Here is a 15,801-nt window from a genome sequence, read left to right as displayed (position 1 = left end):
GGGGCCTCGTGCCGGCGGTCATCGGCGCGGCTCGTCTGCGCGGTAGTGCGATCCTGCGCTCGCGGTGCGCTCGCGCATGGCGGTAAGCATCGCCCGGGCGAGGGTGAGCTGCGAGCGCAGGCGGATGGCACGGCCGACAGATGCCGCATCGCCCGACGCGGGTACCCCTCTGCGCTCGAGCTCCCCGCCGATCGCATCGATGTCGGCGAGCGCCTGCGCGAGGCCCGTGTCCGTACGGAAGATCATGGCGTGCGCGCTCATGGTTCGCCGCATGCGGGCGGTGAGGGCGCGCGCCGCCTCGTCGTCCAGCCCCTCTGCTGGCACGCCGCGGGAAGCTCCCCGGGCGGGCGCCGGCGCGCTCGTCGCCCACGCGGCCGCCGCGCGCCCCGCGCGCCTGCCGTACACGAGGCCGTTGGCGCTCGACAGGCCGCCGATGCGGTCCGCCCCGTGCATGCCGCCGCAGACCTCTCCGGCGGCGTACAGGCCGGCGACCCCGGTGAAGCCGTCCGCGTCGATGCGTATGCCGCCGTTGGCCGCGTGCGCGTACATGGCGATGCGGAGCTCCTCGTCAGGAGCTATGCCCTGCTCACGCTCGAGCCAGTCGCAAAACGTCCTCACGAACTCGGGAACATCGTCTTTGGGGAAGCGGTAGCGCACCGCCAGGCCCTCGGCCCCCGCGCGGTCGATGGCGAGGTCGATCGCGCAAGACGGCAGGCGGCAGGTGAAGGGGCCGTAGGTCGCGCGCATCTCGAGCAGGTCCGCGTCGGGCTGCGGGTCCATACGGGCGAAGCGGAAGCTCTTCTCGTTGAACACGATGCCGCGCCTAGGCGCGATGAGCCCTGGCATCATCTGCATGAACTCGATGTTCACGAGCCCGCATCCGTGGGCGAGCGCGATGCCGTGGGATGAGCTCAGAGCGTCGCGCGAGGTGAGGCTGCGCTCGAACAGGCCGCCGGTACCGCCCGCCGCGAGCACCACGGCGCGTGCGCCCAGCTCGAGAAAGCGCATTCCGTCGCGGTCGAGCAGCACGGCGCCGACGATGCGCGCCCCCGCGTCCCCGTCGGACTCGATGAGGTCCATGAGCTCGCAGCGCGCAAGGATGCGCACGCCCAGTCCCTCGAAGGCCCGGGCGAAGGCGCGCTGCATGCTGTCGCGGGTAAGCCCGCGCCACAGGCGCCTTTTATGGTCGAAGCAGGGGATGAAGGCGGCCTCGCGCGCCGACCGCTCGCTTTGGGGCCGCTTGAGCTCCACGCCGAGCCCCTCGAGCCACGCCATGGACGGCCGGATGCCGTCGACGAGCGTTTCCGCGAGGTCGCGGTCCGCCGCGCCGCAGCCCACCCGGCAGATGGTGTCGACGAGGTCCCCCGCGTCCCCATCGTCCACAGGGCCGATCAGGCCCAGCCCCCAGGTTCCCGGAAAGAAGCTCGACCCCGAGAAGAGGGCGCCGGCGCACGCGATGGTCACGCGCGCGCCGGCGCGCGCGGCCTCGACGGCGGCGCAGCATCCCGCTATGCCGGATCCGATGACGAGCACGTCGGTGGTGCCGGTCCGTATGCGGTCGTGGTCATGGGGCATCGCGTGGGTCCTTTGCGGTCGGGGCGGTCCTTGCCGGTTCCCATTGTGCCCGAATGGGGGCGAAAGGTGCCAGGGAACCTCGCGGCGGCGCCCACCGCCCCGTGAGCGGCGGGCCGCGTCGCCGCAGGTGCCGTGCGCCCCCGACCGGAATCCGACCTTCCGCCTCAAATTCGACGCCTCTCCACGAATTCGCCGGCCCGTATTCGCGGTAAAATGAATATGCATGTCAGTGCCCCGTCGGTTTCAGGTCGCCTTGAGCCGATGGGGATTGAACACGAAAGAGAGGAGAGGCATGCAGTACACAGCAGAAGTGGAGAACATGTGCCCTGTCGCCAAGGGCGCATACCACGGCCCCGCGCCCATCCCCGAGGAGGGCAAGTGGGTGCAGGCCAAGGAGATTTCCGACATCTCCGGCCTCACGCACGGTGTTGGTTGGTGCGCTCCCCAGCAGGGCGCCTGCAAGCTCACGCTGAACGTCAAGGAGGGCATCATCGAGGAGTGCCTCGTCGAGACCCTCGGTTGCTCGGGCATGACCCATTCCGCGGCCATGGCCTCCGAGATCCTTCCCGGTAAGACCATCCTCGAGGCCCTGAACACGGACCTCGTCTGCGACGCCATCAACGTCGCCATGCGCGAGATCTTCCTGCAGATCGTGTACGGCCGCAGCCAGACCGCGTTCTCCGAGGGCGGCCTGCCCGTGGGCTCCTCCCTCGACGACCTCGGCAAGGGCCTGCGCTCCCAGATCGGCACCATGTTCGGCACCAAGGCCAAGGGCGCTCGTTACCTCGAGCTCGCCCAGGGCTATGTCACCCGCATGGCACTCAACGACAAGAACGAGATCATCGCGTTCGAGTTCCTGAACCTCGGCAAGTTCACCGACGCCCTCAAGAAGGGCGCCACGCCTGAGGACGCCATCGCTGGCGCTATGGGTCACTATGGTCAGTGGGAGGCCGCTGCCAAGTACATCGATCCTCGTACCGACGAGGAGACCCACACCGTCGAGTCCGTGTTCCCGGTTCACGAGTAGAAAGGGAGGGAAAGAACAATGGCTGTTAGCTTCGAAGGTTACGAGCGCCGCATCGACAAGATCAATGCCTGCCTCGCCGAGAACGGCATCTCCTCCCTCGAGGAGGCTCTGCAGATCTGCCAGGACAAGGGCATCGACCCGCGCGAGATCGTCGCAGGCGTCCAGTCCATCGCGTTCGAGAACGCCAAGTGGGCCTACACCCTCGGTTGCGCTCTCGCCATCAAGAAGGGTGCCAAGACCGCTTCTGAGGCCGCCGCTATCATCGGCGAGGGCCTGCAGGCCTTCTGCGTGCCCGGCTCCGTCGCCGAGGACCGCAAGGTCGGTCTGGGCCACGGCAACCTGGGCGCCATGCTGCTCGGCGACGACACCGAGTGCTTCGCGTTTTTGGCCGGTCACGAGTCCTTCGCGGCCGCTGAGGGCGCTATCGGCATCGCTATGAACGCCAACAAGGCCCGCAAGAAGCCGCTGCGTGTCATCCTGAACGGCCTCGGCAAGGACGCCGCTCAGATCATCGCCCGCATCAACGGCTTCACCTACGTGAAGACTCAGTTCGATTACTTCACGGGCGAGCTCAAGATCGTCGAGACCATCCCGTACTCCGACGGCCCGCGCGCCGAGGTCAACTGCTACGGCGCCGACGACGTCCGCGAGGGCGTTGCCATCATGTGGCACGAGAACGTCGACATCTCGATCACCGGTAACTCCACCAACCCCACGCGCTTCCAGCACCCCGTTGCGGGCACCTACAAGAAGGAGCGCCTGGCCGCCGGCAAGAAGTACTTCTCCGTGGCCTCCGGTGGCGGTACCGGCCGTACCCTGCACCCGGACAACATGGCTGCCGGCCCCGCCTCCTACGGCATGACCGACACCATGGGTCGTATGCACTCCGACGCCCAGTTCGCCGGCTCCTCCTCGGTGCCTGCGCACGTCGACATGATGGGCCTCATCGGCATGGGCAACAACCCCATGGTCGGTGCCACCGTCGCCTGCGCCGTCGCGATCAACGCCGCGCTGAACGCGTAAGCGATTGACAACTGGCTGACGGCATCTGCTGTCATCGTGCCGCCCGGGTAGCTCTCGCTGCCCGGGCGGTTTTTTTCATGGCCGGCGGACCCAAGGAAGGGCCTCGGACGACGAATTTCCATGCCGACGCAGCGAGATCAACCTCGCCAAAACGAGAAGGTGCCACGTTCAGTACTTTTTCGAGCCGTTCGGTGAAGACGGCGTATCTGGCTGAGGCTGAAAGAACAAACCTGCAGGTAGAAGGTTATATCGTTTTGGCCGTTTTCTAAGTCTACTCAGGAGGGTTCTGAAAAAGTACCGAAAGTGGCACCTTCACGTTCTCGGATGCGGTTGTTCTTGCGAATACCTTCTGTCAGAACGCCTGCGCTGACGGTTGGTGGCGTTTGGGGCGGTGTCGTGAGACTGACGCTCTACAGTTCGTCCGTGTGTAGCGCATCAGGGGTTATCGTCCGGGTTCAAAGTCCTGGTGTCAGTCGCTTGGCTTGGAGTGGATGGGGACGCACGAGGATGGGGCGCACGCGGAATCCCGGGTATAATCCCGACAACAGGAACCGGGAGGTGCATCATGAGGCGCGTTCGTCTTGTCTCGGCGCTCATCGCTGTCATTTCGCTTGTCTATCTGGTGTTGTACAAGCTTGTGCTGACCGACTGGATGACGGTGCATTACTGGCTGTTTCCCTCGGTGCTCCAACTTCTCGTGTTCCGTCCCGCCTTTTGCTTCTCATCGGCGCTGTTTGTCGCCTCGCTGTTCGGTGCATCGAGCAGGGGAGAGCGCGCCCGGCGACTGGTTCGGATTGCGGATGCGGTAGTGCTTGTGGCGCCTATCGCGCTGTATGCTACATGTTTGGTGCTGCCTGCCGGCGAGGTTCGTGGTGTTCTTGTGCTCGCGTTAGGGCAAATCGGCAGCTCAATCCTTCCGTGGGCAACGACGCTGCTGGGGGCACTGACGGGCTTTACGCTCAAGGGCTCTGACGCTTAAGAGGAGCGCGTGTCCTCCGCGCTCTTAGAATCTTTGTCGGACGAAGACGATGCTACAGGCTTGCGCTTCGGGTGGTACTCGATGCCGGCGGGACGCTCCAGCGCGCCCTTGCCGCCGCGGAAGAGGCGCTTCAGGTTCCTGAAGCGACGGGTCCAGCGGCGGTAGATGCTTTCGCTTGTGGTGGAGCGCATGCCCATGCAGGGCGCGGCGATGAGCACCGGCAGCAGGTATTCGATGCTGCGCCAGATGACCAGGCCGGCAGACAGGTGCCAGCCGAACATGCCGCCGAACAGGTAGGAGAAGCCGACCTCGGCGCCGCCCGCGCCGCCGGGCAGGGGGATGGCGTTCACGAGCAGCTCGACCATCGATCCGGAGGCAAGGCAGATGAGCAGGTTCGCCTCGAGGCCGAAGGAGCGCAGGACGAAATAGGGCAGGGCGTACATGCACCCGAGCTGCAGCAGGGTGATGATCTCGGCGGCGATGAGCGCGCGGCCGTGCCGGGCGGCGGCACGGAAGGCGCTGGAAAACGTGGTCACCTGGGTGTCGAGCACGTTTTGGAACTTCTCGTAGCGCGTGGCGTTCAGGATGTGCAGCGCGCGGCCGATCTTCAGCGCCACGCCGCCGACCTTCTGGATCGGGCCGGGAAGCAGGCAGAGCAGCAGCACACCTCCCACCTGCACGAACTTGTAGGCGAACATGAAGATGCCGATAAGGGTCACGTTCAGACCGAGGATCTTGACGTCGGCAAACGTTTCGAGGAAGTAGCTGCCGCAGAATAGCAGCATGAGGCCGGCAAAGATGCCCTCGCCCGCCTCGTAGAGCGTGAAGCGGACGAACTGCAACGCCGAGGCGTCGGTCAGCGAGAGGCCCGCGCGCGTGAGGCGGTAGATCTGCGAGGGGATGACGCCCGCGCCGCCGGGGGTGAGGCGCATGAAGAAGACGCCGGAGGCCTCGACACTCATGAGGTCACGGAATCCGACGGGGGAGTCGTGATCGGTTGAGGCGAGCACGGCGTAGGCGAGGACGCCGAAGACGTAATAACACAGGAAGCAGGCGACACCCGAGACGATCCAGCCGAGGTCGACACCCACCAGGGCGCGGAAGAAGTCGTCGATCTGGCCGCTCATGAAAAGATAGCCCACGTAGATGAAGGCGACGATGCCGAGGAAGACGAAGGTGATCCTGACCTGCTTCATCGAGGAACGATCGGCATCGCGGTCGCGTGCCGCATCGGTGCTGCCGACATGCAGCTTGGGCGCGCCGCCGCGACGGGGCTCGGCGGATGCGGCCCCCTTGGCGCCGGGGCGCGCGGTGTCGGTGTCACCTGTGTGCTCTTGCGCCATGCGGCCTCCCGTTGATTCGATGTCTCCAAAGCAGTGTAGCCGCAAGCCGGTTTTCGCGCCATGTAGTACAGCGAGCCTACAGAATGAATAGCGAGGCGACTGCGGCCCACGTTGTCGCCAGCCGCCCCCCCTCGGCACCGGACGCCCCTCTCGGTTCCAGCGCTTGGTATATGAGGGGATGCTCCATAGGGCGGCGCATAGACAGCGGGTTTGTCGCCCGCATCTATCAAAAGCGCACTGCCGAGCACGTTTCCAGGCGAGCCCGGAGCATATCACACGGGCGAGCGTGCGGAGTTGCCCTTCAGGAGGACGGCTTCGTTCGGCTTTCGCGGTTCTCCCTCGATTCAGTATTTCGGGGGTGGACTGTTAAATCAAGCGGAGCATCGATATACTCTATTTATATAACTTTTATACAAGCGTCGACGGGAGCGCCCATGGCAGACAATCGCAGCTTGCGGATGGCCCTTCTCAACGGCAGGAAGAGCGAACGAATCATCTTCGCTGCCTCGCCTGAGCTCAAACATGCCGCCACCGCCATGGCGGAGGAGCGCTGCATGAGCCTTTCGGCCTACATTTCGGCGCTCATTGCCGATGACGTGGTGCGCCTCCAAGCCGGCAAGCACGATTCGAACTGTGAACAGGATGCTGATCATGTCTAAGATCTATCCGCTTTCCTATACCGCCGCAGGGCTCAGGAGAGACGAGACCGTGGCCCTTGCTCAGGCTTTTTCCCGTTTGGGCGACTGGGACGAGGTGCGCCGGCAGGCGGTTGATGACGACCTCCTCATGATTCGACAAGTGTCTTCGCGCCGCCGGGTGGCAGGCGAGCTTATTCGCCGCCTCAAGAACCTCGCGCCTGCGGAGTGTGCGTTTCTCGCGAACGTCCCCGCGTCTGCGTCGGCGGATGCGGTCATCTGGCTCGCCATCTGTCGCACGTATCCGTTCATTGCATCGTTTACGACGGAGGTCGTCAGGGAGCGCTGGCACGACGGTGTGACGACCCTCAACGATGGCGTATACGAGGCGTTCGTGACGGAGCAGGCCGCTCTCCACCCCGAGCTCTCACAACTCAAGGAGCAGACTGCTGCGCGCCTGCGCTCGCAGCTCTTCACCATGCTGCGGACGATGGGCTTCCTCTCGCAAGGCGGCTCGTTGCTTCCGTATCTCATCCCCTCGGACGTGGCCGCCCTGCTCTCGGATGACGACCTCGCGCTCTTCCCTACGGCGGTGAGATAGCCGTGTTCACCTTCGACCACATCACGCAGGGCGAGCCCTACCTGGCGGACACGCTTTCCAGCACCCGCTTCCTGCAGAGCGCTGACGACTTCTCCAACTCCTCCTGCTTCGTTGCGCCCTATGATCCGGCCCAGCAGCCCGAATGCGAGCAGATGGTCGCTGCCCTCGTACATGACCTCGCCACCCGCGGGCACATCGCGTGCGTGGTCAACGCCTATGACCTCTTTCTCCAAATCATGGACGAGGACGAGATCTGGGAACCCTATGCCGAGGCGCAGCGGGACATGCCGCCAGCCGAGTTCATCAATGCGCTCCGTGACGCCGTTGACATCGAGAACGTGTTCGTTCCGCGCATGCACGAGGCGGTGCGGAGCGCACGGGCGGAGCTGCTCATCGTTACCGGTATGGGGGCATGCCATCCCATCATCCGCGCGCACCGCCTGGTGGAGCTGCTGAACCCCGGTGTGCCCGTGGTGGTGATGTTCCCCGGGCGGCAGACCACGCTTCCCAACGGCAAGCGCACGCTCGACGTCCTCACCACGCCCGCCGGCACGGGCGGCGGCAAGTACCGCGCACGCAACATCTTCGACTTCTAGAAGGGCTGACGCATGAAGTTCAAAGATATCTTCGCCAGGGACATCGACCGGCACATGGACTCCGTCATCAAGTCCGACGACGGCCGCTACGTGGCGGATGAGCTCGAGGAGTATGTGCTCACGCCCGAGGTGAGGCGCTTCCTCACGCGCTTCTGTGACGAGTACAACAACCCGCGCGCCGCCGGTAACGGTGCATGGATCTCGGGCTTTTACGGCTCGGGCAAGTCGCACCTGCTCAAGATGCTCTCTTATCTGCTGGAGAACCAGACCGTCGGCGACAAGAGCGCGCTCGACTTCATTCTCCCGAAGATTCAAAACGATGCCATGCTTGCCTCCGCCCTCGAGCGGGCCTGCGCGCGCACGCCAAGCGAATCGATCCTCTTCAACGTGGGCGGCAAGTCGGATGCGCAGCGCCGCGACACGGGCGAGAGTCTGCTTAACGCCTTCATCAAGGTCCTCAACGAGCAATGCGGCTACTTTGCGGGCGAGCAGGCCCATGTGGCGGCGCTCGAGCGCGACCTCGATCGCGCGGGGCTCTATGAGAGCTTCAAGGACGAGATCCAGCGGTCCATGGGGCGCTCATGGGAGACGGTTCGCAAGAACCCGGCCATCTTCGCTGGCAAGGTGAGCGCGGTATACGACCGGGTCTGCGGCAACGCCGAGGGCACCAGTCCCAACATCTTCAAGTACTACCTCGACAGCTATCACCCCACGCCGGAGGACTTCGCCCAATGGTGCCTGGAATACATCGAGAAGCGCGAACAGGACGAGCCCGGCTTTCGTCTGAACTTCTTCGTGGACGAGATGGGCCAGTACATCGCCGACAGCGTTCCGCTTCTGCAGATGCTGCAAGATATCGTCGAGAACCTCAACACGCGCTGCGGCCGCAGGGCGTGGCTCGTGGTGGTCTCCCAGGAGGAGATGGCCGATATCACCGGGCGGCTGGAGCAAAACGCCGCCGGGCAGTTCTCAAAGATCCAGGCGCGCTTCACCGTGCTCATGAAGATTCCCTCCAACGACGCCAACACCGTGGTGCGCGAGCGTCTGCTGGCCAAAAGCGACGACGCGCTGCCGGCGCTCGATCGCCTGTACGACGCCTATTCGGGTGACTTTAAGGTCCTGCTCGATTTTCCCGACGGCGCCAAGCACTACCGGGCCTATGCGGACCGCGAGGACTTTACATCGACCTACCCTTTGGTGGGCTACCAGTTCGACCTGTTCCATGAGGCCCTGACGGGCCTTTCCGAGCATGCGGCCTTTACCGGCGAATACGTCTCCACCGGCGCGCGCAATATGTTGGGCACGACGCACCGAGTGCTCGTCGCGCGCAAGGACGTAGGCGAGGTGGACAAGGGTGACCTCATTCCCTTCGACGCGATGTTCGAGGGCTTGCGCGACGAGCTCAAAAGCGAGGTCTTCAACGCCATCAGCCAAGCTGAGGAGCATTTCCCTCATAGGCTGGGTGTCCGGGTGCTCAAGGCGCTGCTTTTGGTGAAATACTGCAACGGCTTCAGGGCGACACCCAAAAACCTTGCCGTGCTTCTCTATAGCAGCTTCTCTGAGAACCAGGCGGAACTCGAGGAGCAGGTTGTTGAAGTTTGCCAGGAACTGGATGCACAGACCTATATTCGTCGCAACGGTGACGCATACGAATACCTGACCGATGACGAGAAGGACGTGGAGGAGGAAATCAAGCGCGAGGCGGTTTCGGATTCCGAGGTGTCCAAGGAGATCGGTAAGATGCTCCAGGAGGTCATCGGTCAGACAAAGGTGCGTTACGCTAACGGCGATTTCTCCACAACGTTTTCCTACGATTTGCTGGTTGACGGCCAGGCCATCGGCGCGCGGCGCAGCGAGCTCAAAGTAAACGTGTTCACCGACCTCACACCGGGGGCCGATGAGAACTTCAAGTTCGCGCAAGTCAAGCAGCTCCATGTGGCGCTTCCGCGCAATACGCGCCTCACACAGGAGGCGCGCCTCTGGAGGCAGACGGTGAGCTACGTGAGCCTGAACCACCAGAACGAAGGCCGCAAGAAGAATATTATCAAGGAGAAGGGAACCACCAACGAGCAGCGTCGCCGCGAGCTGATCGCCATGCTCACCGACCAGCTCGATCGCGCGCTCTACGGTACGGCCATGCGCGATGTGACCGACGAGCTTACCGGTCAAGGTAAGGACCGCTTCGAGTGCGCGGCGCTCCAGATGGTCAAGGCGTCCTACCCCCACCTGCGCATGCTCGACATGGCGTTCAGCGGCAAGACCGTCTACGACGCGTCGACCGGCACCAAGCTGTTGCCGGGCGAGCCGCTTGCCGAGTATTGCCGCGAGGTGCTGGAAGACATCAGGCGCGTACAAGCCACATCAGCCCACTGCATCGTGGGCGGGACGACCGACAACGCTCTCGAGGCGCGCTTCCGCACGGGTGACCATGGCTGGCCTGTCGAGTCCGTGCGCCAGGCCGTCGGCATCTTGGCGCTCAATAACCTCGTGGAGTGCACGCGAGGCGATGAACCTCTTGAGGGCCCCGATTTGGCGGCAGCGCTCTCGACGGGCAAGCAGCTTGACAGCATCCGGGTCAAGCCGGTCACAGCGACCTCGCCGGAAAAGGTCGAAGCGCTTCGCGCGGCCTATCATCGCGTCACCGGTATGGATCCCGTCTCCACTGATCCCCGGGAGCTCGCCGACGCCCTCGCAGACCAGCTGAGGCAGCGCGCGGTCGTGCCCGAGCACATAGAGGGGCTTCCGTTTGAGAAGCTCTGCCGCGACGCGGTGTCCGAGCTCCGCGTATGGGCCGACAAGGGTTGTGCGTGGTTCATTGAGAACATCGAGACGGTCATCGATGATATGGCGAAGACCCTGGAGGACCTGGGCAGGATGCAGGCGTTCGCCAACGGCAAGCCCGGGCAGATCTTTGCAAGAGCTAGTCGCTTTCTCATGGAGCAGGCCGCCAACATCGCTGCTGTGCCAGGGGCAAACGACGATCAGGCCAAGCTCCGAGCGCTTCTTGCGGATGAAGATTGCTACACCTACAGCTCCGCTCCGAAGGCCAACAGCCTGGTCAAGAACATGAGCGCCCAGATAGACGAGGCGCTTGCCGGAGCCCGCAGCGATGCGCACCGCGATCTGGACGACTTCTCGCTCAAGTTCCGCCTGGGTGATGCGTATCGTGCGGCAACGGATGAAGTGAAGCACCAGGTCGACAGCATCATTGCTGCCTGCGCGCAGAGCATCGATGCTCAAAACCAGATTGCCGTCGTGCGCGGATTGGTGCAGGATTTCAAGAACCGTGAGGCATCGCGGCTGTACTCGCTCGTCGAGCCCAAGCCGGAGCCTGCACCGAATGATGACCCCGACGTCCCCGTGTCTCCGAAGCCGCCGGTCAAGACGGTTCCGTACCAGCAGGTCAGCATCCCTGCGCGTTACAAGAACGGCAGTCTCTCTACGCAGGAAGAGGTCGATGCGTTCATTGATGCGCTCCGTGTGGACCTGATGGAGCGCATCGACCGCAACGAGAAGATCATCCTGTAGGGCGAGGTGGCAGACATGGTTTCCGAGGGCAAGAATTCCGCTTGCAACGAGAAGGCGAATGCGGGTAAACTATCAAACGATAGTACCCAGCACGCGCGCAGCGATGCAGCGAACCAGGCTGGGTCCTTTTTTGTCTCGATGAAGCCTTTTCTGACTATAGATGAGCAACTCGAACGCTTGAACAGCCATGGAATACGCGTTGAAGATCCTGCGTTTGCCGCGCAATGTCTCAGGAATCTCAACTATTATCGGCTGCGAGCCTACTGGATGACGTTCGAGCACGATGATGTCGTTGCCCCGGGCACAACCTTTCAAGATATTTGGGACATCTATTGCCTTGACCGCGATGTGAGGTCATGGCTTTGGAATGCAATAGAACCGATTGAGTTGAAGTTTAGGACGCAGTTTGCCTATTGCTTCGCCAAGGAATGCGGACCAGTTGCCTATCTCGATGCTGGGCACTTTGCGAACGAGGCAGATCACTCCAAGTCTATGGATAACTTTTGGCGAGAACTCAACAGGGCCAGGCAAGCTGGGGAACCCTGCGTTCTGCACAACCTTACAAAGTACGGAGAGCTTCCCGTTTGGGCTGCCGTTGAAATAATGAGCATGGGACTTGTTTCGAATCTGTTTGGGAACCTTCAGCACGACGAGGAGGTGGATTCTGCTGCTGCAGAAGCAAGGAGAGAAATTGCTGATTCGTTTGGCTTGAGTCCGCGTAATGTAAAGAGCTGGATGCACCATTTGTGCAGCATCCGAAACATCTGCGGGCATCACAATCGTTTCTATAACCGAATCATGCGCATCAGGCCAAAGCTGCTCCGGCGCGATGTGCAGTATAGCGGCAGCAAGGAGTTCCCTACGTTTATGGTGCTCAAGCGGATGTATGAACGGTCATGGTCGGACCAGTGGCCTGAGCTGGTTGAGCGCTTGGCAGGTATCATCGGGCACCACCCGGATGTTTCGCTGAACCCCATGGGGTTCCCTTCCGATTGGAAAGACGTCCTCATGGGTGCCTCGTGAAGGCGTGGTCCAGCATCTCGTACTGGCGATAGAGTAAGAGAAAGGTCGCATGGCATGGATTCCAACCGCATCCAGAAGCTCGCGCAGGGCGTGCGCACGGCCCTCGTCAAAGAGGTGGGGGATTCGCTCGACCGCGTGTTGCGTTCCGAGAGTCCGGCGCGCCTATCCGAGCCCACGGTGGTGGCGCGTGTCGAGGCGCTTGCCGGCCGTCTTGGGCACGAAGTGCTCGTGGAGCGGGTGGCCTATACCTGGTTCAACCGCCTGTGCGCCCTGCGTTTCATGGACGAGCGCGGCTACACGCCCGTGGGCATCGTCACGGCGCGAGCGGGGGAGACTCTTCCCGCCGTGTTGGCCGATGCGCGGCGGGGGCTTTTCACCGAGGGGCTTCGCCTGAGCGAGGGTCAGCGACACCAGGTGTCGGAATTGCTGGATGGAGGCCGCGCTGCGCGCGATCCTCTGGGCGAAGCCTATCTCATACTGCTTCTCGCCGCGTGCGATGAGTACGCCGTTCCCATGGGCTACCTTTTTGGTGGCGACGTGGGGCTTCGCCATGCCATGCGTCTCCTCGCGCCGGCCGGCCTTCTCAACGAGGGTTCGGTGCTTGAGCGCATCACCCAGGGCATGGATGCGGAGACCTGCCAGTCCGTCGAGGTTTTGGGCTGGCTCTACCAGTTCTATATCGCCGAGCAGCACGACGAGTTCTACGGCAGCAAGCGCAAGGCCGCTGCCGAGGACATCCCGGCGGCGACGCAGCTCTTCACGCCTCGCTGGATCGTGCGCTACCTCGTGGAGAACTCGCTCGGCCGCCTCTGGATGCTCAACAACCCCGGGAGTGCGCTCGCGGAGCGCATGGAGTATTGCATCGCGCCCGATCCCGAGGATACCGAGGGCTTTCTCAAGGTGGACGGCCCCGAGGAGCTGACGCTTTGCGACCCGGCCTGCGGCAGCGGGCACATCTTGGTCTACGCGTTTGAGCTGCTTTACGCCATCTACGAGGAAGAGGGGTATCTGCCGGAGGAGATCCCCCAGCTCATTTTGGAGCACAACCTCTTCGGCATGGAGATCGACCGTCGCGCAGCGGAAATCGCCTGCTTTGCGTTGGAGATGTGCGCCCGCGAGAAGGATCCGCGCTTCTTCGAGAAGGGCGTGGACGCGCATATTGCGGTGCTGGAACCCGTGCGCTTCGATGAGGGTGAGCTGGATGAAGCGGGGCTCATCGTGGGCAATACGCGTCTGCTCGAAGCGTTTGCGCATCTGGATGAGATCGGTAGTCTCTACGTGCCCGATTCTGGTGATAAAGAGCTGGTGGACATCGCCATCGACAACCTGACCCAAGCCGAGGGCATGTTTGCCGGCACAACCATCGACAAGCTCGCGCGCATGCGCGCGGCGCTCGATGCGCTTACCGGCCCCTATACCTGTGTAGTCGCCAACCCGCCGTATCTGGGATCGGGCAAGTTCAACCCCTTCATGGCGAAATGGGCCCGTGAGAACTATCCGGATGAGAAGAACGATCTGTGCACGTGCTTTATCCGGCGGGGATTCACGCTGACGTGCGCGCGCGGGTACAGCGCCATGGTCACCATGCACTCGTGGATGTTCCTCGGTGGGTACGAGAAGATGCGCACCTGGCTTATTCAGAACAAGGGCATCCTCACGATGGCGCATCTCGGTGCGCATGCGTTCGATCAGATTGCTGGCGAGGTCGTGCAAGTGAGCGCTGCCGCGTTTTGGAATGCGCACTACGAGGGTCAAGGAGCCTACGTGCGACTTGTTGATGTGGTCGGCGGGGATGAGAAGGCCGCAGCGTTGTCTAAGGCCATCAAGAACCCCGACTGCCCCTGGCGTTACCGCGCTGATCAGGGCGAGTTCGACGTCATCCCCGGCAGTCCGATTGCGTATTGGGCGAGTTATGATTTGTTGAGGGCATTTTCTTTGGGGAGCCCTTTGGAGGCGATTGCGGCGCCAAGGCAGGGGCTTGCTACTGCTGACAACAATCGTTTTATGAGAATGTGGTGGGAGCCTATGCTCTCAACAATGGATTTCAATATTAAATCAAGGGATGATGCATCTTCGTCATGCGCCAAGTGGTTTCCATGCGATAAAGGCGGGCAGTTTAGAAAATGGTACGGCAACCTTCTCTATCTGATTAACTGGCAGAACGATGGCAAGGAGCTCAATGGCTTTCAAAACTCTGTCATAAGGAATCCTGATATTTACTTCAAGCCGTACATTGCCTGGTCCGATGTTTCTTCTGGCACTCCGTCCTTTAGGTACCGGGGTATAGGAATGATTATCGAACACTGCGCCAATGCAATTCCTGTTACCGGTGACAAACAACTGTCGCTACTGGGATTGTTGAACTCGACGGTGATTCGGGAAGCACTTTCGATTTTGTCCCCTACATTGCACTACGGGGTAGGTCAGGCATGCTCAATTCCTGTTCTTGATGCTGTATTTCAGCAAGAAAGATCTATCGGGTTGACTGAGGAATGTATAAATCTCTCTCGTATCGACTGGGACTCCTTCGAAACCTCGTGGGACTTCTCGACCCACCCTCTCACACAGCCGGGCGAACCCCTCATCAAGAACCAATTCTCCCGTTGGCAGCAAGAGTGCGACGAGCGCTTTAGTCAGCTCAAAGCCAACGAGGAAGAGCTGAATCGCATCTTCGCGTGCATCTACGGCATGGAGGGCGAGGTGCCCATCGAGGTGCCGGATGACAAAGTGTCCGTCCGTCGGGCGGATCTCGTGCGCGACGTCAAATCGCTCATCTCCTATGGCGTGGGCTGCATATTCGGGCGATACTCAACCTCTGCGCCCGGCCTCGTGCTTGCCGATGCGCAGCAGACGGTCGACGACTTCACGGCCAAGGTGCCCGAGGCCTCCTTCATGCCCGCCGAGACCAATGTGCTGCCCATCACGAACGTCGAGGATTTCAGCTTTGCCGACGATGCGGCGCGCGTGTTCCGCGCATGGCTTGCAGACACCTATGGCCCCGATACGCTCGACGACAATATCTCCTTCATCGAGAATGCGCTCGGTATGGACCTGCGCACCTACTTCGCCAAGGATCTCTACAAGGATCATTGCGCTACCTACCAGGTGACGGGTTCCGGAAAGCGGCCCATCTACTGGCTGTTCGCGAGCCCCAAGGGCAGCTTCCAGGCGCTCGTTTACATGCACCGCATGACGCGCGATACGGTGTCCGTTGTGCTCACCGAGTACGTGCGCCCCTTCCGCACGGGGCTTGCCACTCGTGCGGCCGAGCTCGTGGCCACCGGCAACGCGCGTGACGCCTCAAAGGCCAACCGCTACCGCCAGATGGTCGCCGAGGTAGAGCAATGGGAGCGCGACGTGCTCTATCCGCTTTCGCAGCAGCACGTGGAGATCGATCTCGACGATGGCGTCAAGGTCAACTACAAGAAGTTCGGCCGTGCGCTCGCTAAGGTTCAGGGATTGAGCTAGGAG

General features: G+C 62.2%; 11 protein-coding genes. 9 read left to right on the top strand and 2 right to left on the bottom strand.

Going from position 1 to position 15,801, the window contains the following annotated elements; translation table 11 throughout:
* Positions 1-18: 18 nt before the first annotated feature.
* The gene (locus tag H6A21_RS01830) at positions 19-1,575 is read right to left on the bottom strand and encodes an FAD-dependent oxidoreductase (protein WP_204559891.1); all 1,557 of its coding nucleotides are present in this window, start codon (positions 1,573-1,575) and stop codon (positions 19-21) included.
* 292 nt (positions 1,576-1,867) lie between these two features.
* Between H6A21_RS01830 and H6A21_RS01825 the strand changes: the two genes are divergently transcribed.
* The 3 genes from H6A21_RS01825 (at position 1,868) to H6A21_RS01815 (ending at position 4,604) form a co-directional block, all read left to right on the top strand.
* The gene (locus tag H6A21_RS01825; RefSeq protein ID WP_204559890.1) at positions 1,868-2,602 is read left to right on the top strand and encodes an iron-sulfur cluster assembly scaffold protein; all 735 of its coding nucleotides are present in this window, start codon (positions 1,868-1,870) and stop codon (positions 2,600-2,602) included.
* A gap of 18 nt (positions 2,603-2,620) precedes the next feature.
* The gene (locus H6A21_RS01820) at positions 2,621-3,625 is read left to right on the top strand and encodes a GGGtGRT protein (protein WP_204559889.1); all 1,005 of its coding nucleotides are present in this window, start codon (positions 2,621-2,623) and stop codon (positions 3,623-3,625) included.
* Positions 3,626-4,190: 565 nt separating this feature from the next.
* Entirely contained in the window at positions 4,191-4,604 is a 414-nt protein-coding gene (locus H6A21_RS01815; RefSeq protein WP_204559888.1) for a hypothetical protein, read from the top strand.
* Here H6A21_RS01815 and H6A21_RS01810 read toward each other — a convergent pair.
* A complete protein-coding gene (locus H6A21_RS01810; protein ID WP_204559887.1) occupies positions 4,601-5,947 on the bottom strand; it encodes a lysylphosphatidylglycerol synthase transmembrane domain-containing protein in 1,347 nt (448 codons plus the stop codon). The genes H6A21_RS01815 and H6A21_RS01810 overlap by 4 nt on opposite strands.
* A 434-nt stretch (positions 5,948-6,381) precedes the next feature.
* Between H6A21_RS01810 and H6A21_RS01805 the strand changes: the two genes are divergently transcribed.
* The 6 genes from H6A21_RS01805 to pglX are packed head-to-tail and all read left to right on the top strand — an operon-like array spanning position 6,382 to position 15,798.
* Positions 6,382-6,606 carry a hypothetical protein gene (locus H6A21_RS01805; protein ID WP_204559886.1) on the top strand — a complete coding sequence of 75 codons (225 nt, stop codon included), beginning with the start codon at positions 6,382-6,384 and terminating at the stop codon, positions 6,604-6,606.
* The gene (locus H6A21_RS01800; protein ID WP_204559885.1) at positions 6,599-7,183 is read left to right on the top strand and encodes a BrxA family protein; all 585 of its coding nucleotides are present in this window, start codon (positions 6,599-6,601) and stop codon (positions 7,181-7,183) included. Before H6A21_RS01805 ends, H6A21_RS01800 begins: the two co-directional genes overlap by 8 nt.
* 2 nt (positions 7,184-7,185) lie before the next feature.
* Entirely contained in the window at positions 7,186-7,779 is a 594-nt protein-coding gene (locus H6A21_RS10865; protein WP_204559884.1) for a BREX protein BrxB domain-containing protein, read from the top strand.
* A 12-nt stretch (positions 7,780-7,791) separates the two neighbouring features.
* Positions 7,792-11,307: a BREX system P-loop protein BrxC gene (gene brxC / locus H6A21_RS01790; RefSeq protein ID WP_204559883.1), complete on the top strand. Its 3,516-nt coding sequence runs from the start codon at positions 7,792-7,794 to the stop codon at positions 11,305-11,307.
* Between the two features lie 15 nt (positions 11,308-11,322).
* On the top strand, positions 11,323-12,330 hold the full coding sequence (locus H6A21_RS01785) for an Abi family protein (protein ID WP_204559882.1): 1,008 nt from the start codon (positions 11,323-11,325) through the stop codon (positions 12,328-12,330).
* Positions 12,331-12,384: 54 nt separating this feature from the next.
* Positions 12,385-15,798, top strand: coding sequence for a BREX-1 system adenine-specific DNA-methyltransferase PglX (pglX, locus tag H6A21_RS01780; protein WP_204559881.1), 3,414 nt, complete (start codon positions 12,385-12,387; stop codon positions 15,796-15,798).
* The last annotated feature ends 3 nt before the right edge of the window (positions 15,799-15,801 follow it).

Source organism: Collinsella tanakaei (assembly GCF_016902615.1).
Taxonomy (GTDB): domain Bacteria; phylum Actinomycetota; class Coriobacteriia; order Coriobacteriales; family Coriobacteriaceae; genus Collinsella; species Collinsella tanakaei_A.
This window is presented reverse-complemented; position numbering and strand designations above follow the sequence as displayed.